Source organism: Shewanella sp. SG41-4 (assembly GCF_014164505.1).
Classification (GTDB): domain Bacteria; phylum Pseudomonadota; class Gammaproteobacteria; order Enterobacterales; family Shewanellaceae; genus Shewanella.
Genome location: NZ_JACJFI010000089.1, coordinates 1 through 15184, shown reverse-complemented (window position 1 = coordinate 15184; position 15184 = coordinate 1). Strand labels below are relative to the sequence as shown.

Genomic DNA, 15184 nt, shown 5'->3' with positions numbered 1-15184 from the left:
GGGCTTCTGAAAGTTCCATAAAAAAAAATCCGATAATAAAGATTATCGGATTTTCGCAGACTAGAAAGATCGGTCAACCGATCAGTTAAATTTTCTCGTTTTACCGCTTAACTGATCGGCATTACTGCTTCGGCAGTCTTTTTTATTGAGAGCATTTTTAAGTTTTTTCTTGAAGACTAAATATTTTTTGAAAATTAAGTATTTTATTTGACGACCAAAGCCAATGCTCGATACACATCGTCGAGAATCAGCGCTTTAGGCAACTCAATGCCCTCTGGGTAGGATGAGCCGTAGATTTTATTAAACGGCGTGCCAGCAACCCCTTGTTGTCCCATATACTGTTCAATGACGGTATCGGCTTGAGTCCAATTACCTTGCATGAGAATAATGTGTTGTTGGCTTAATTTATTTACGACTTGTTCACGATGAAGTACGTTGGCTTTATTTGTTTGGCAGGGGACACACCAGTCAGCTGTAATATCAACAAACACAATATTGCCTTGTTCAACATAGGAGGCAATTTTTTCTGGTTCAAGTGGCTGCCAATTCAATGTTTGGTATGCTTGATAGTTTTCACCTTTGTTAACAAATGCAATAACCCCCGCAAAACAGATCCCCATGAAAATGAGCATGACTATCACTAAGGTCGGTATCGATTTACCTTTTACTTTAGCCCAAATTAATACGACGACGGCGCTAAAAATCACCAAGAGTAATATCATTAATATTGTTGCCATAGGTTTCCCCTGTAAATACGTTATTATAGTCATTTTAAAAGTGACGATACATTAACAGTGCATGCTTAACCGGTTGTTAAAAGGTATTTTTGCGCAAATATTAACAACTGGATAATTGGAAGAAAGGGGTATTATGACATTAAGTGCTTGGCTGGGATTATTAGCGATATGCTGTTTGGGTGCCATGTCTCCAGGTCCAAGTTTGGCTATGGTGGTGAGGCATACACTCAGTGGTGGAAGATTACACGGTGTAGTGTGTGCTTGGGCGCATTCAATTGGTATTGGTGTGTATGCTCTGGTGACCTTATTAGGCTTAGCTGCAATATTAAAAGCATCACCATTCATTTTTAATGCAATTGCAATAATGGGAGCTATTTACTTAGCTTGGATGGGTATTCAAGCACTGGGATCTAAAGGCGGGATGCAGCAAAAATTAGCTGCTGGAAAACCTACTCGATTATGGGTTGCAGCTCGAGATGGACTCGCTATTTCACTATTTAACCCCAAGATATTATTATTTTTTCTAGCCTTATTTAGCCAGTTTGTCTTGGCTGCACAAACGACCACTGGCCAAGCATTAATCGTATTTACGCCGTTAATTATTGATGGCCTATGGTATAGCATTATTGCATTTGTGTTATCCCATTCTGCGGTGCTACCTAAGTTACGAGAAAAGGCCAAGTTGATTGATAGGCTCTCAGGTATTGTATTGATTTTGCTTTCTATTAGGGTTATTTATACGTTGTTATAGCACCGGTATTTAATCAATTAACAGTGATTCATTATCGTTAGTTATGCAAAGGTTTAGTTGTTTAAGTGAACCGAGATAAGAGTGAGTGGCGAAAGGGTAATAGTGTCTAATGAGCTTGATTTTAATGATTAATCCCCACTAATGCGCTAGTAGGGATTATTGATTGACGGCTAATAAACAGTAACGTTGCTAGCGAATGCTAGGCACCTTTAAAAATTTGCACGCTATCATCATTTTCTTGCTCTTGTTGCGGTGCAGCTACAGGAGGATTAGCAATATGGTCTTCTAAGTTTTCTTTAAGCATGGCTTTAAATTCATCAGAGAACCAAGCTAATGCATGATCTTTTTCAGCGGCAAGATCAGCCGATTTAATTGAGGCTTCGAATGCATTAAAACGGGCAGAAGCAAATCGCATTGCCGTACCCACTTTACCAATATCATTTTCTTGTTGGCTTAGTTGGTTGGCTAAGGCAATAAATTGGTCAGCTATTTGATACATTGTTAATTCTGTTTTGGCTTCAGACATCAGATCCACTTTTTGTGAGTTAATTTTCCATTAAGTGTAACGTCTTTATTTGAAAATATCAGGTAAAAAATTAGCTATTGGGATCTGAATCTACCAAGACTTGACCGTTACGTGAGTCATAATATATCGACATAAGTGATAGTGAGTTGTAGTTATATCTGCATTGGTCTGGATTGATATATTCAGCTTGATACTCAGATGTATCTTTATCTGCACTGTTAGAAACGCTTGGACCATCCTGCAATAGAGTCGGCCAGACGGAAAGGCAGTCATTAACATTATTCAGTCTTGGAGATACCTCGAAAGGTGGATAATTTTGTGCTGGATAACCCCATAGGTTCATATCCAGTTCACCATCGGTTCCGGCTTGGCTGAAAATCGCTAAATTATCTGCTGGGCCTGAATACCCCATGGCGGCCCATTTTAAATGAGCTAAGGTTATTGCCGAAGAAAATGCTCCGCCAGTTGCTTTTACGTTGGCAATTTTAGCGTCTTGACCTAAATCGACAAACTTCGGCAAAGCGATAACAGCGATGATCCCAAGTATGATAATCACAACGACGAATTCAATAAGGGTAAAACCGTTTTTAGCGGTGTTTTTATTATTTCGTAATGGCATCATATTATAGTCGTAAGGTTGATTAATCTGATCATAGTAAACCAAGGACTCAGCAGTTCCCTAATTTCTCGTTTTCTTTTAAGGCAGACATTGAATGACTTTTCACTGGCAAGAGCTGTTTGAGCAACAACAATCTCAGGCATATTATCAACATTTGCAACACTTTATAGCCTCACAAAGGGCGATTAATAAAACCGTCTATCCGCCTGATGATGAAATATTCGCAGCTTTTGATTTAACACCGCTGTCAGAGGTTAAAGTCGTGATATTAGGACAAGACCCTTACCATGGGCCCAATCAAGCTCATGGGCTTTCTTTTTCGGTTAAAAATGGTATTAAACCGCCACCGTCATTAGCGAATATCTATAAAGAATTAACCAATGATATTGCAGGCTTTGTGACTCCCGAACACGGCAATTTAACTGCTTGGGCTAAGCAAGGCGTTTTATTATTGAATACGGTATTGACGGTAGAGCAGGGCTTAGCACATTCACATGCTAAATCTGGCTGGGAGACATTTACTAATAATGTACTGCAGCGATTAGACCAACAATCTTCGCCGATTATATTTGTGTGTTGGGGGAATCACGCTATCAAGAAAGGCTGTTTGATTAAGGCACCGCACCATCATGTATTGAACGGCCCACATCCATCGCCATTATCTGCTTACCGAGGTTTTTTTGGCTGCGGTCATTTTTCAAGGATTAATCAATTATTATTTGAACAAGGTGACGCACCCATAAATTGGCAAGTTTGATTATAAAAAAAGGTGTGAATTGAATATTCACACCTTTTTAATTCATCGCCAGAAAAATGAATTTTATGATAAATTACATCGTTATTGCTAACGGTTAACTGCTGCGATTAACCGACAAATGAGCTAAAGAAATTAATGCTTGTTTGTAGTCACTGTCAGGAAATATACTCAGCGCGTCAATGGCCTTCTGTGCTTCTGCTTGAGCTTTATCCTGAGTATAAACTAATGCTCCTGACTCTTCTAACGCTACCAAAATTTCGTCAATCGCTTTGGTGCCATCACTTTGCTCAATCGCTTCTCTAATCAGTTTTTTAGCGGTATCAGAACCATTTTCCATGGCATAAATAAGCGGTAACGTTGGTTTTCCTTCAGCAAGGTCATCACCAATGTTTTTACCTAGTTCATCAGTGTTCGCCGTGTAATCAAGTAAATCATCAGTTAATTGAAAAGCAGTACCGAGGTATTTGCCGTAATCAGCTAATGCTTGTTCTTGTTCTGGGTTTACATTGGCTAAAACACCGGCTAATTGAGTTGCCGCTTCAAACAATTTTGCGGTTTTACAGTAGATCACCCGCATGTAGTTCGCTTCGGTTGTATCAGGGTCATTACAGTTCATCAACTGTAAAACCTCACCTTCAGCGAGTACGTTAGTGGTATGAGCCAGAACTTGTAGCACTTTCATATTTTCGAGTTCGGTCATCATTTGAAATGAACGAGTATATAAAAAATCACCTACGAGCACGCTAGCGCTATTACCAAATAAGGCATTGGCAGTTTCACGGCCGCGGCGCAATGTAGACTCATCTACTACATCATCGTGCAACAGCGACGCCGTATGGATAAATTCGATGATTGCTGCGAGTTTAAGGTGATGTTCGCCTTGGTAGTCAACGGTTCGTGCGGCTAATACTGATAATAACGGACGTAAGCGCTTACCACCGCCATTGATAATGTAAAAGCCTAATTGATTAATCAGGGCTACATCAGATTCAAGTTGTTTATATATCAGCTGATTGACTGCTTGCATATCAGTGTCAGCCAGTTGACGAATGGCGTTTAAATCCATAATAGTCTCTGGTTGTTGGGCGACAGGCTTGCACCCTTAATTAGTCATATCGAATTAGAGCGCATATCTTACAGGATATCAGTGCTATTTTTCAAAGTATGTATTTCTACAATTTGAGTATACTGAATCCTAATTCTGTAATAATTAGCTGGATTCATGCCAACCCATCTATAAAACGTAGCTATAATTTAACATATTAATGTTAACTAAATTTTAATGGTTCCACATTAGCTATTGATGAATAGTGTGCAGTGATAAGGTCTTTTTTATTTTATAGTGAATTATGACTTGCCTGATGATAATTCTTCGCGTAGAATCCGCGCCCATTGTCATTAAAAGTTTTTTAGCACCTAGTCTCGTCAATAATATGAGTTAGTGTGTTAGTCATTTGGAGTAAAATAGCCATGTATGCTGTTTTTCAAAGTGGCGGAAAGCAACACCGTGTTGCTGAAGGTCATACAGTTCGTTTAGAGAAATTAGAAGTTGCTACTGGTGAAACCGTAGAATTCGATCAAGTTTTATTGATCGCTGATGGTGAAACAGTACATGTTGGAGCTCCTTTAGTTGCTGGCGGTAAAGTCGTAGCTGAAGTAGTTGGCCACGGTCGCGGCGAAAAGGTAACTATTATCAAGTTCCGTCGTCGTAAGCATCACGACAAGAAGATGGGCCATCGTCAGTGGTTCACCGAAGTTAAAATCACTGCGATTAACGCATAATTTAGGAGTCTAACTCATGGCACATAAAAAAGCTGGCGGTTCTACTCGTAACGGCCGCGATTCAGAAAGTAAACGTCTTGGTGTTAAGCGCTTTGGCGGTGAATCAGTTCTAGCTGGTAACATTATCGTTCGTCAACGTGGTACTAAGTTCCACGCTGGTGTAAACGTAGGTATTGGTCGTGACCATACTTTGTTTGCATTAACAGACGGTAAAGTAAAGTTTGAAGTTAAAGGCGCTAATAACCGCAAGTTTATTAGCATCGAAGCTTAACTCTTTATAAGCTAGATCTCGAAAGCCCTGCCTATGGTGGGGCTTTTGTGTTTTTTATATCATTAAACTGTTATTGATAGTTTAATGATTTTGTTTATATGCAGTAGGCGATATCGTGATGAATGCTATCTTCAGCGCTTTCCTGCAAATTCCAATGATTGGGATTATAATTACAGATTAAGTGGCGTCAGGAGTCAGTATGAAGTTTGTTGATGAAGCGAATATTCGCGTAGAAGCAGGTGACGGCGGAAGCGGTTGCGTAAGTTTTAGACGCGAAAAGTATGTTCCAGATGGTGGTCCAGATGGTGGTGACGGTGGTGATGGCGGCAGTGTGTATCTGCAAGCTAACGAAAACTTGAACACGTTGATTGATTATCGTTTTACTCGTTTTCATATGGCTGAACGTGGCACCAATGGCCGTGGCCGTGATTGTACAGGGCATGGTGGTAGTGATTTAGTTCTTCAAGTACCAGTAGGTACTCGTGCTCTCGATCAAGATACCGATGAATCACTTGGCGATCTTACTGCAAATGGCCAAAAGCTTCTTGTTGCTAAAGGTGGTTTTCACGGTTTAGGCAACACCCGTTTTAAAAGCAGTACTAACCGTGCACCGCGCCAAAAAACATTAGGCACCCCAGGTGAAGTACGCTCAATTAAACTTGAGTTATTACTGCTTGCTGATGTGGGTTTACTAGGCATGCCAAACGCTGGTAAATCAACCTTTATCAGATCGGTATCTCGTGCAACGCCGAAAGTTGCTGACTATCCGTTTACAACTTTAGTTCCTAACCTTGGTGTGGTTAACCCACGTCCAGGCCAAAGCTTTGTTATTGCTGACATCCCAGGTCTCATTGAAGGTGCTGCTGAAGGTGCCGGTTTAGGTATTCGTTTCTTAAAGCATCTTGAACGCTGCCGTATGTTGTTACACATTATCGATATTGAACCTATTGATGGCGTAGATCCTGTCTATTCTGCTCGCGCAATTGTTGGTGAACTTGAGAAATACTCTCCAAAACTAGCGGCTAAACCGCGCTGGTTAGTGTTTAACAAAACTGATTTACTGTTAGATGAAGAGATACAAGCTAAAATAGACCGTATTGTCAAAGAGTTAGATTGGCAAGGTGATATTTATACTATGTCAGCTTACAATCGAACAGGAACTGAAGAGTTAAGCATCAAGATGCTTGATTACATTAGAAGTTTACCGGCTATTGTGGAAGAAATTACCGCTGATGCTGACGTTGAATTCAAATGGGATAATTACCATAGCGTTGAAGATGAAAACACTAATGAAAACTATGATGATGAATTTGACGAAGATTTTGATGATGATGACTATGATGTGGAAGTCATCTATCAACGTTAAATAACTCATTTGAGGACGTCGTGTACGAAGATAGCCAAAATGAAATTACCCGCCTTGTAGTGCGCTGTGCGCAACTGCTATTGGCGTATGGTGCTGAGTCTGATCTCGTTGAAGAGATTAGTCAGCGCCTTGGTAAAGCTCTCGGTATTGCTAGCATTGAATTATCCATTTCATCCAATGCATTAGTATTAACTAGCTTGGTACACGGCCGATGCGTTACCACAACCCGTCGTATTCGTGCTCATGGCATTAATATGATGGTGATTTGTGAACTTCAAAGAATTTGCATACTAGCAGAAAAGGGTATTTACGGTGCCAATGAAGTTCGTAGACGTCTCGCTCATATTTCCCCTAAAACATACCCCGCAATTGCTGTAGTCCCTATGATAGGTTTGTCATGCGCAAGTTTCTGTCATTTATTTGATGGCGACATGATGGCATGTTTAATTACATTTTTTGCCTCGTCGGTTGGAATGATAGTACGTCTTTTTCTGGCATCTCGACATTTTAATTTATTGGTTAACTTCTCACTGACAGCATTTGTGATCACGGCTATTGCTCAAATTAGCTATCTTGGAGCCGTCTCCGAAACACCTCAAGCAGCAATGGCGGCAAGCGTGTTGATGCTAGTGCCAGGCTTCCCGTTGATTAACGCAATTTCTGATATGGTTAAAGGCCACATGAATGTGGGCATCTCTCGTTGGGGTCATGCAACCCTATTAACCTTAGCATCGGTTATTGGTATTACGATTGCGATGCAAATGGGAGGGATTTTTTAATGTTATCCTTTCTAAGTTTATTGCTACATGATGCTTTTTTTTCGTCTATACCTGCGGTCGGCTTTGCGATGGTGTTTAATGTGCCTAAACGCTATTTAATTTATTGTGCCATTGCAGGCGCCATCGGCCACAGTTCAAGAACTTTTTTATTACATTTTTCAATGCCAATTGAATGGGCGACATTTATCGCAGCCGCCATTGTCGGCTTGATTACTATTCAGTTTGCTAAACGTCACCTAGCCCCACCTTTGATGTACGCCGTGGCAGCAATTATTCCCATGGTGCCAGGAACTTATGCATTTAATACCGTCATAGCATTAATTCAGCTAACGGCACAAAGTCAGGTCAGTCCCGAACTCACAGCTCAAGTCATCGTTAACGGGTTAAAAACAGTATTTATTCTTGGGGCGTTGGCAGTTGGCTTAGCGTTGCCTAGTTTACTTTACTATCGCACCAGACCGATTATTTAACCATAAGGATTTTGCTTCAATGCGTATCGCAATGATTGCCGCTATGGCCAAGAACAGAGTTATAGGTAGAGACAACAAGATGCCGTGGCATCTACCTGAAGATTTACGCCATTTTAAAGCAATGACGCTGTCTAAACCCATCGTGATGGGACGCAAAACATTTGAGTCAATCGGCAGGCCGTTACCAGGGCGTCACAATATTGTAATTAGCCGTAATAGTCAGTTGAGTATTGAAGGTGTCACTTGCGTTACAACTTTTGACGAAGCCATGACAATGGCGGGTGATTGTGACGAATTAGTTGTGATTGGTGGTGGTCAGCTTTACCAACAATTACTGCCTAAAGCCGATGTTCTGTACCTTACTTTAATTGACCTAGACGTTGACGGTGACACTGTATTTCCTGAATGGGACGATGGTTCGTGGCAATTACAGAACTCAGTTACTGCAACAAACGACAAAGGATTGCAATATAGCTTTAACACTTTGTTCAAAAAGTGTTAAATTATTAGGGTTTATCCCTGAAATTAATATGTAGAAGTTATCTGAATCATGATTTCAATACATAGTTATATAAAATTATAATATAAAGGAGTGTCAGATGCGTCTATTGCCTGTAGCTATTGCAGCCCTGATTGCAGCGTCTTTTGTGTCAGTGTCAGCGCCTGCTATTGCCGAGACAGATCAATTAGTTGCAAATATTTGTGATTATGTAAAATCAGACGACAAAAGTCGTTTACGTAAAAAAATGAAAGAAAGTCGTGTTAAGTTACGTAATGTTTATTCTGGTATTTCTTGTGATGGCAGCAGTTTATTGCGTACTGCCTACAATTCAAATGCTAATGATGTCGGCGAGTTTATCGCAAAACGTTTACCTTCAACTGATTTAGCTACGCCAGAAGCTGATGGTAAAACTATTTTAGACTGGGCACTTGCCAATGGTCATGAAGGTAGCCCAATTACTGCCGCGATTAAAGGTCGGACAGGTGGCTAATTCTGACGATGTGTAATCGTAGGGAACAGTCAATATAAATTAGAAATGTCGATAAGCAATTATCGGCATTTTTTATGACCATAATTTACCTCTTTTGTTGATTGGGTCATTACAATTACATCTGTCTTTGGTCTCTAGGTTTGTTATTTACCTCCCACTGTCAGTTTGCTTACTAACTACTAACTACTAACTACCAACTTTTTATTTATCTATTTGAGTCTAAGGCTCATTTTATTAATGAGAGAGCTGTCCCTTCATTTCTGGGAGTGTTGTTTATTGCACTAAAGGCTTACACATTCGTTGAATTAGTACATTTTAAATGTAATCTGTTGGCTGTTCAGTTATACCAATCCTATTAAATATGTGATCTTTCAACGGGAGTTCAAAGTGCTGTAGGCAAGGCAGCTGATTGAAGCGAATAGTGAGTCTCGGTAACTAGCTCCTGCGTTACTCTACCTCCAGCATCTGACCGCCATGGATGGTGGGAATGTCTTATTTTTTATGGAAAAAAATAGACCATGCAGTCGTATTTTGAAAACATCTAACGAAGCATAAAGTACTTTGAAACCCGCCAGAATGGAGTCTCTCAGGTATTCCACTTCTGTGTTGCATCGATTTAAAAGGCAACAGCCATTTCTACATCAATGCGCCTTGAATTGAAAAACCTCAGAGACTCTGAACTGACCAGATATTTAATGAGATTGGTATTATTGGTTTAAGCCACTTTCAATCAACAATCACCGGCAACAAAAAAGGCCCATTAAGGGCCTATTTGTCAATACTCACTTAATGGTATGGATTACACCTTGAACTCGCGTACCGACGCTTGTAGTTCTTCAGCAAGCATAGCCACTTGCTGACTTGATTGAGCTGTTTGATCCGCACCTATTGAGGTTTCTTCAGAGATAGAAGCTATATGTTCAAGCTTTTCTGAAACTTGCTGGCTAACAATGTTTTGCTCTTGCGCAGCTTGAGCAATATGGTTACCAGAATCAAAGGCTCTGTGAACCGATTTACTAATCGTCTCCAAAGCTAGATTTGATTGTTCATTCTTTTCAACACAGCTTTCTGCTTGAGTACGACCCAATTCCATTACAGCAACGGCTTGTTGGGTGCCAAGTTGTAATACTTCAATCATTTGCTGAATTTCACTGGTTGAATGCTGGGTGCGTGACGCCAAGTTACGCACTTCATCAGCAACAACGGCAAAGCCTCGACCTTGTTCACCCGCTCTAGCGGCTTCAATCGCGGCGTTTAGAGCAAGTAAGTTAGTTTGATCTGCAATTCCACGGATCACATCTAAAATTGACCCAATTGATGCACTATCGGAATGAACTTTATTAATTACAATACCGGCTTTGGCGACTTCTTCAGCAAGAGCAAGAATGGTATTTTTACTTTCTTCTGCAAGAGTGCGCATGTGCTGTGTTTCTTGGTCAGCTTGTTTAATCTCATTCAGTGCTTGGTCGGCGCTCATTGATACCTGTTGTGCACTTGAACTCAATTGTGTAGTTGCAGCAGCAACTTGGTCGACTTGACTCTTTTGCTCTTGAATACCGATAGTGGTTTGTGAGGTAATTGCTGATGTTTCTTCTGCTGCAGCAGCTAATTGATTTGAACGATCAACTATTCCGATAATAAGACTACGGAGGCTATCGACCAATCGGTTGCAGTTTTTGGCTAATTCTGCGAATTCATCATGGCCAGTGTCATCTAATTTATGTGTCAAATCACCAGATGCTAGTACATTTAAGGCTTTATTAACTTTTTCTAACGAGAGAGTTAATGGCTTAACAACTGCAATACTGACAATGATGGCGACGATGATCGCGGTTAACACCACAAGTAGCGTTTTAATGGCTGCCGAATCAATAATTTCCAACGCTGCAGTGCTTATGTCACTCGCGAACGTATCGATTGATTTTGCTAACACGGTCATTTTTATGTTTACGTCTTTAACTTTACTTTGGGTTTCTTCTAATTGTTTAGCCGCGGCAAACTCATGATCTAATTGTTGCTGTTTTAGAGCGGCAATTGAGTTGCTGCCTTTAAGCAAGTTAAATACTTTTGCGCTTTCTGCTGTTAAATCATCTAAAACTAAACTGCTTACAATACCACTGCCTTGCTGACCAATATGATCCAGTTTTGATGTAGCTTCGCTGACCATATAATCGAGTTCTTTTATGATAAGGTCATATTTGCTTTGTTCAGTTGCCCCTACTAAATCATAAATAGTGGTAATGATATTGATAAATGTTCCATCGACCAGACTCGCTGATGCCGCCAAACTGCGTTCTGTTTGATCTTCACTGGTTTCCATATCGATAATGTCTAACAAGATAGATGAGGAGTCATCGGCTGCATTTTCGAGGTTACCACGCATTTTGAGTAACGTTTCTTGCAAGCTGAGTGCCTTTTCGCGCTCTGATATCATTTTTATGGCACTGGTTTGATAAAGATTGTAGCTATTAGTCAACGTGCTCAGTGGGGCTGTAAGCTGAGTTTGTTTATTGACTAAGTTATTTAAGCGAGTTAGATCCTGTTTAAATTTATTGTCTAAGTCAGAAAGTTGCTTTTGTATTGCTGGAATTTTAGATGAATGAGTACTGTAATAGGCAAGTAGAGCCTCAATTTGTTGGCTGCTTAAATTTGCACTTAAAATGCTTGTCGTTTCCAGAGCAGGTAAACTGATAGTTTTGAGAATAGTCGTCCCATCTTTAATACTGTCGTTACTCAGCATAGTCACACCACCGAGAACCATCAATAACAGCGTCACCACGGAAAAACCGCCAATGACTCTGGTCGCTACATTAATTTTCATACAGTACTCCGGCTATTATTATTTGATCCTGATTTTGATGCGGCATCTAGTCTTAAAATATCGAATTTATTATAGGGTAATTGTTTCTCAGGCAAGCATAATAAATTCTACATTTAGCTATCGGCTAAATGGTACTTTAGTTTAACGTTAAATTAACCTTTTTTGGGTAATTATTTCATTCCCTTCAAGATGCCATATGGTTAAATGCTCTCCCCAGCAGCAACCTGTATCTAATGCCAGAATGTGCGGATTATTTGTTTGGCCCATTAATGCTGCCCAATGACCGAATATTAAGGTGTTTTGCGGCACCGTCTTTGATGCAAACTCAAACCATGGTCGTAATTCGGTAGAGTGTTGCTCACTGGGTGGTAATTTACATTTAAAATCAAGACGACCATCAAGGTGCAAAAAACGCATACGTGTTAATGCGTTAATACAGTAACGTAGTCTGTCGATACCATGCAACGATGGAGACCAGTGCTCAGAATCTTCTGTGTACATTTTGGCAATTACTGCACTTAGATAATCATCTTGCTGTAATGCGATACTGACTTGGTCTGCTTCACTTTCAAGAGTCTTTATATCCCATTGTGGCGGTACACCTGCATGGGTCATGATGATGTTGTGTTCAGGTAAGGTTCTGACTAAAGGCTGTTGACGGACCCAATTGACTAAACTAGCGATATCAGGAGCTGTGAGTAATTCATCAAGATGATCTTGAGGATTGGCTCGTTTTAGCTTTCCGTGAAGGGCTAAAAGGTGTAAATCGTGATTACCCAGTACAACTTTTGCTGAATCTTGTAATGATTCGAAGAAGCGAAGTGTTGCTAACGACTCAGAACCTCTGGCCACTAGATCGCCCACAGCCCAAAGTTGATCTTTGGATGGGTTAAAGGCCACTTTTTGCAATAATAGTTGTAACTCTGAGTAACATCCTTGAACATCGCCGACAAAATAGTGTGCCATGGATTATTGAAATATCCCAGGAACAGCAAGACGAAAAGGCGGAATAGTCGCTAAAAATCGTTCTCCTTTATGGTTTTCCATACCATAAAAACCTTGCATAAAGCCCACCGGTGTTTCCATTACTGTGCCACTGGTATATTGGTAGGCAGTATTAGGTGCAATTGTGGGAGTTTCACCAACAACACCAGGGCCTTTTACTTCATTCTGTTCGCCGTCAGCATTAGAGATAATCCAATGACGGTCTTTAAGAGTCACTTTGTTATCACCTAGATTGATGATAGTAATGGTATAGCTAAAAAGGTATTTATTATCGGCGACATCTGATTGTTGTTCTAAGTATTGGGTGTCGACTTTAATTTTAATAGGCGATTCAACTTGGCTCATGTTTTTTATGTCCTAAAACGAAAAGGCATGCTCAGTATCAGCATGCCTTTATAATTAATCTTTTTTATCACACAACATATTAGCCATTGCCACATATTGTGGGACACTAATTTGTTCTGGCCGCAGACTCGAATCAATTTGCAGTGTTTCAAAATCTTCGTCTGACAATAATGTTTTCAAATTGTTACGCAGCGTTTTACGGCGCATATTAAATGCTGTCGTGACTAAATGTCTCAACACATCAACATTTTTACATGGCCAAGGTTTGACTTCGTATGGTAGTAATCTAATCACCGCAGAGTCAACTTTAGGAGCCGGGGTAAAGCTTGTCGGTGGTACTTCTAACACTGGAACTACTTGACAGTAATATTGCGCCATTACCGTTAAGCGGCCATAAGCTTTTGTGCCTGGGCTTGCCGATAAGCGCAAAACCACTTCTTTTTGCAACATAAAATGCATTGTTTCTATTTGTTCGGCAAACTCAAATAAATGAAACATGAGTGGTGTTGAAATATTATAAGGAAGATTTCCAAACACTTTCATTTTCTTGCCAGCTTGTTGCAACTGACCAAAATCGAACTGTAACGCATCACCTTGGTGAATGGTTAGTTTGTCTTTAAGTATTGGGTGATACTGTAAACGTTTAACCAAGTCACGGTCTAATTCAACAACGGTTAGGTTGTCAATCATATCTGCAACAGGTTCAGTTAATGCACCTAAGCCGGGTCCAATTTCAACCATAACATGGTCATTATCTGGTGCGATAGCGCCTACAATGCTGCTAATCACGCCTTGATCAGTTAAGAAGTTTTGTCCAAATCGCTTTCTGGCCGTGTGGCCTAAATGTACTTTATTACTCATTAAAATGGGTTACTTACTTTTTGAGGCCAATTCGATGGCTTTGTTTAATGCACAGGTAAAACTGCCGCAGTCTGCTTTACCAGTGCCAGCTAATTCCAGCGCGGTTCCGTGATCAACAGAGGTACGTATATAAGGTAAACCTAAGGTGATATTGACCGACTTGCCAAAGCCTAACGATTTAAGCACCGGCAATCCTTGGTCATGATACATTGCCAATACGACGTCAGCCTCTTGAAGATACTTAGGCTGGAATAACGTATCGGCTGGCAATGGACCAACTATATCCATACCTTGTGCTCGTAATTCATTGAGCGCCGGTATGATGATATCAATTTCTTCACGGCCTAAATGACCGTCTTCTCCCGCATGTGGATTGAGGCCACAGACATAAATTTTAGGAGAACCTAAATCAAATTTACTGACTAATTCGCGATGCAAAATACTAATAATATGGTGCAGTCTGTCGCGGGTAATCGCTTTAGCCACATAGGCTAAAGGTATATGAGTGGTCATTAGCGCAACTTGCAGACCTGGCGCGGCAAGCATCATTACAACATCAGAACAATTGGCTTGTAGTGCAAAAAATTCGGTATGGCCGCTAAACGAAATGCCTGCTTGGTTAATAATACCTTTATGCACCGGGCCGGTTACCACAGCGTCGAATTCATTCGACATGTTTTTTTCACCAGCGTAACGCAACGTTTCTACTACATAAGCGCTGTTAGCTTCATTCAATACCCCACATTTAACCTCTTCGGCTAATGTAAACGGAGCAATAGTTAACGTGCCTGCCGCTTGTGGTATTGGTGACTGAGATGCTTCATATGATCTTAGCTGTAAAGGTAGCCCAAGCATTTTTGCTCGTGTGATCAGTAAATTGGGGTCGGCACAAACAACCAACTCAACAGGCCATGCCTGTTGAGCGAGTTTGATGACTAAGTCGGGACCAATACTTGCTGGTTCGCCGGGAGTGATGGCAATACGTTTAGTCATTAGTTTTGCTTAGCCTCGTTTTGTTTCTGGCTCAATGACTTCAATAAACGCTTCTGAACGAAGCTCGTCTAACCAGTTTTGTAGCTCTTCATTAAACTTACGACGGAAG

Annotated in this window: 18 protein-coding genes; 9 read left to right on the top strand and 9 right to left on the bottom strand. The window is 40.5% G+C overall.

Annotation, left to right across the window (positions count from 1 at the left end; genetic code table 11):
* Positions 1-203: 203 nt before the first annotated feature.
* Positions 204-737: a thioredoxin family protein gene (locus H5202_RS10320; protein ID WP_182772006.1), complete on the bottom strand. Its 534-nt coding sequence runs from the start codon at positions 735-737 to the stop codon at positions 204-206.
* Positions 738-870: 133 nt separating this feature from the next.
* Here H5202_RS10320 and H5202_RS10315 point away from each other — a divergent pair, with 133 nt between their 5' ends.
* Positions 871-1488, top strand: coding sequence for a LysE family translocator (locus tag H5202_RS10315; RefSeq protein ID WP_182772005.1), 618 nt, complete (start codon positions 871-873; stop codon positions 1486-1488).
* A 199-nt stretch (positions 1489-1687) separates the two neighbouring features.
* On the opposite strand, the gene H5202_RS10310 is transcribed toward H5202_RS10315, so the two are convergent.
* Positions 1688-2014 carry a DUF3144 domain-containing protein gene (locus H5202_RS10310; protein WP_182772004.1) on the bottom strand — a complete coding sequence of 109 codons (327 nt, stop codon included), beginning with the start codon at positions 2012-2014 and terminating at the stop codon, positions 1688-1690.
* A 70-nt stretch (positions 2015-2084) separates the two neighbouring features.
* Positions 2085-2636: a prepilin-type N-terminal cleavage/methylation domain-containing protein gene (locus tag H5202_RS10305; protein ID WP_259397269.1), complete on the bottom strand. Its 552-nt coding sequence runs from the start codon at positions 2634-2636 to the stop codon at positions 2085-2087.
* 91 nt (positions 2637-2727) lie between these two features.
* Here H5202_RS10305 and ung point away from each other — a divergent pair, with 91 nt between their 5' ends.
* The gene (ung, locus tag H5202_RS10300; protein ID WP_182772003.1) at positions 2728-3390 is read left to right on the top strand and encodes a uracil-DNA glycosylase; all 663 of its coding nucleotides are present in this window, start codon (positions 2728-2730) and stop codon (positions 3388-3390) included.
* Positions 3391-3484: 94 nt separating this feature from the next.
* Here ung and ispB read toward each other — a convergent pair whose 3' ends face one another.
* The gene (ispB, locus tag H5202_RS10295; protein WP_182772002.1) at positions 3485-4456 is read right to left on the bottom strand and encodes an octaprenyl diphosphate synthase; all 972 of its coding nucleotides are present in this window, start codon (positions 4454-4456) and stop codon (positions 3485-3487) included.
* A gap of 404 nt (positions 4457-4860) precedes the next feature.
* Between ispB and rplU the strand changes: the two genes are divergently transcribed.
* The 7 genes from rplU to H5202_RS10260 all read left to right on the top strand — a co-directional run bounded on the left by rplU (position 4861) and on the right by H5202_RS10260 (position 9050).
* The gene (gene rplU / locus H5202_RS10290) at positions 4861-5172 is read left to right on the top strand and encodes a 50S ribosomal protein L21 (protein ID WP_182772001.1); all 312 of its coding nucleotides are present in this window, start codon (positions 4861-4863) and stop codon (positions 5170-5172) included.
* 16 nt (positions 5173-5188) lie between these two features.
* On the top strand, positions 5189-5443 hold the full coding sequence (gene rpmA, locus H5202_RS10285; protein ID WP_006080527.1) for a 50S ribosomal protein L27: 255 nt from the start codon (positions 5189-5191) through the stop codon (positions 5441-5443).
* 199 nt (positions 5444-5642) lie between these two features.
* Entirely contained in the window at positions 5643-6809 is a 1167-nt protein-coding gene (cgtA, locus tag H5202_RS10280; protein WP_182772000.1) for an Obg family GTPase CgtA, read from the top strand.
* A gap of 20 nt (positions 6810-6829) precedes the next feature.
* Positions 6830-7588 (top strand): threonine/serine exporter family protein, encoded by a 759-nt coding sequence (locus tag H5202_RS10275; RefSeq protein WP_182771999.1) that lies wholly within the window; start codon positions 6830-6832, stop codon positions 7586-7588.
* The gene (locus tag H5202_RS10270; protein ID WP_182771998.1) at positions 7588-8058 is read left to right on the top strand and encodes a threonine/serine exporter family protein; all 471 of its coding nucleotides are present in this window, start codon (positions 7588-7590) and stop codon (positions 8056-8058) included. Before H5202_RS10275 ends, H5202_RS10270 begins: the two co-directional genes overlap by 1 nt.
* Before the next feature lie 19 nt (positions 8059-8077).
* Complete coding sequence (gene folA, locus H5202_RS10265) at positions 8078-8560, top strand: type 3 dihydrofolate reductase (protein ID WP_182771997.1); 483 nt, start codon at positions 8078-8080, stop codon at positions 8558-8560.
* Positions 8561-8657: 97 nt separating this feature from the next.
* Positions 8658-9050, top strand: a complete 393-nt coding sequence (locus H5202_RS10260; RefSeq protein ID WP_182771996.1) for a DUF3718 domain-containing protein — start codon at positions 8658-8660, stop codon at positions 9048-9050.
* A gap of 799 nt (positions 9051-9849) precedes the next feature.
* Here H5202_RS10260 and H5202_RS10255 read toward each other — a convergent pair.
* The 5 genes from H5202_RS10255 to pdxA all read right to left on the bottom strand — a co-directional run bounded on the left by H5202_RS10255 (position 9850) and on the right by pdxA (position 15075).
* Positions 9850-11871, bottom strand: a complete 2022-nt coding sequence (locus tag H5202_RS10255) for a methyl-accepting chemotaxis protein (RefSeq protein WP_182771995.1) — start codon at positions 11869-11871, stop codon at positions 9850-9852.
* Positions 11872-12018: 147 nt separating this feature from the next.
* Positions 12019-12837: a symmetrical bis(5'-nucleosyl)-tetraphosphatase gene (locus H5202_RS10250; protein WP_182771994.1), complete on the bottom strand. Its 819-nt coding sequence runs from the start codon at positions 12835-12837 to the stop codon at positions 12019-12021.
* Positions 12838-12840: 3 nt separating this feature from the next.
* The gene (gene apaG, locus H5202_RS10245) at positions 12841-13221 is read right to left on the bottom strand and encodes a Co2+/Mg2+ efflux protein ApaG (RefSeq protein WP_182771993.1); all 381 of its coding nucleotides are present in this window, start codon (positions 13219-13221) and stop codon (positions 12841-12843) included.
* 54 nt (positions 13222-13275) lie between these two features.
* Positions 13276-14082 (bottom strand): 16S rRNA (adenine(1518)-N(6)/adenine(1519)-N(6))-dimethyltransferase RsmA, encoded by an 807-nt coding sequence (rsmA, locus tag H5202_RS10240; protein ID WP_182771992.1) that lies wholly within the window; start codon positions 14080-14082, stop codon positions 13276-13278.
* A 9-nt stretch (positions 14083-14091) separates the two neighbouring features.
* Entirely contained in the window at positions 14092-15075 is a 984-nt protein-coding gene (pdxA, locus tag H5202_RS10235) for a 4-hydroxythreonine-4-phosphate dehydrogenase PdxA (RefSeq protein ID WP_182771991.1), read from the bottom strand.
* Between the last annotated feature and the right edge of the window lie 109 nt (positions 15076-15184).

What these genes read in the sequence shown, in the direction of transcription:
- H5202_RS10260 (WP_182771996.1), top strand. Translation starts at nt 8,658, where the DNA reads ATGCGTCTATTGCCTGTAGCTATTGCAGCCCTGATTGCAGCGTCTTTT.
- pdxA (WP_182771991.1), bottom strand. Translation starts at nt 15,075, where the DNA reads ATGACTAAACGTATTGCCATCACTCCCGGCGAACCAGCAAGTATTGGT.
- H5202_RS10305 (WP_259397269.1), bottom strand. Translation starts at nt 2,636, where the DNA reads ATGATGCCATTACGAAATAATAAAAACACCGCTAAAAACGGTTTTACC.
- ispB (WP_182772002.1), bottom strand. Translation starts at nt 4,456, where the DNA reads ATGGATTTAAACGCCATTCGTCAACTGGCTGACACTGATATGCAAGCA.
- H5202_RS10320 (WP_182772006.1), bottom strand. Translation starts at nt 737, where the DNA reads ATGGCAACAATATTAATGATATTACTCTTGGTGATTTTTAGCGCCGTC.
- H5202_RS10315 (WP_182772005.1), top strand. Translation starts at nt 871, where the DNA reads ATGACATTAAGTGCTTGGCTGGGATTATTAGCGATATGCTGTTTGGGT.
- cgtA (WP_182772000.1), top strand. Translation starts at nt 5,643, where the DNA reads ATGAAGTTTGTTGATGAAGCGAATATTCGCGTAGAAGCAGGTGACGGC.
- rplU (WP_182772001.1), top strand. Translation starts at nt 4,861, where the DNA reads ATGTATGCTGTTTTTCAAAGTGGCGGAAAGCAACACCGTGTTGCTGAA.
- H5202_RS10270 (WP_182771998.1), top strand. Translation starts at nt 7,588, where the DNA reads ATGTTATCCTTTCTAAGTTTATTGCTACATGATGCTTTTTTTTCGTCT.
- H5202_RS10250 (WP_182771994.1), bottom strand. Translation starts at nt 12,837, where the DNA reads ATGGCACACTATTTTGTCGGCGATGTTCAAGGATGTTACTCAGAGTTA.
- ung (WP_182772003.1), top strand. Translation starts at nt 2,728, where the DNA reads ATGACTTTTCACTGGCAAGAGCTGTTTGAGCAACAACAATCTCAGGCA.
- H5202_RS10255 (WP_182771995.1), bottom strand. Translation starts at nt 11,871, where the DNA reads ATGAAAATTAATGTAGCGACCAGAGTCATTGGCGGTTTTTCCGTGGTG.
- rsmA (WP_182771992.1), bottom strand. Translation starts at nt 14,082, where the DNA reads ATGAGTAATAAAGTACATTTAGGCCACACGGCCAGAAAGCGATTTGGA.
- rpmA (WP_006080527.1), top strand. Translation starts at nt 5,189, where the DNA reads ATGGCACATAAAAAAGCTGGCGGTTCTACTCGTAACGGCCGCGATTCA.
- folA (WP_182771997.1), top strand. Translation starts at nt 8,078, where the DNA reads ATGCGTATCGCAATGATTGCCGCTATGGCCAAGAACAGAGTTATAGGT.
- H5202_RS10310 (WP_182772004.1), bottom strand. Translation starts at nt 2,014, where the DNA reads ATGTCTGAAGCCAAAACAGAATTAACAATGTATCAAATAGCTGACCAA.
- apaG (WP_182771993.1), bottom strand. Translation starts at nt 13,221, where the DNA reads ATGAGCCAAGTTGAATCGCCTATTAAAATTAAAGTCGACACCCAATAC.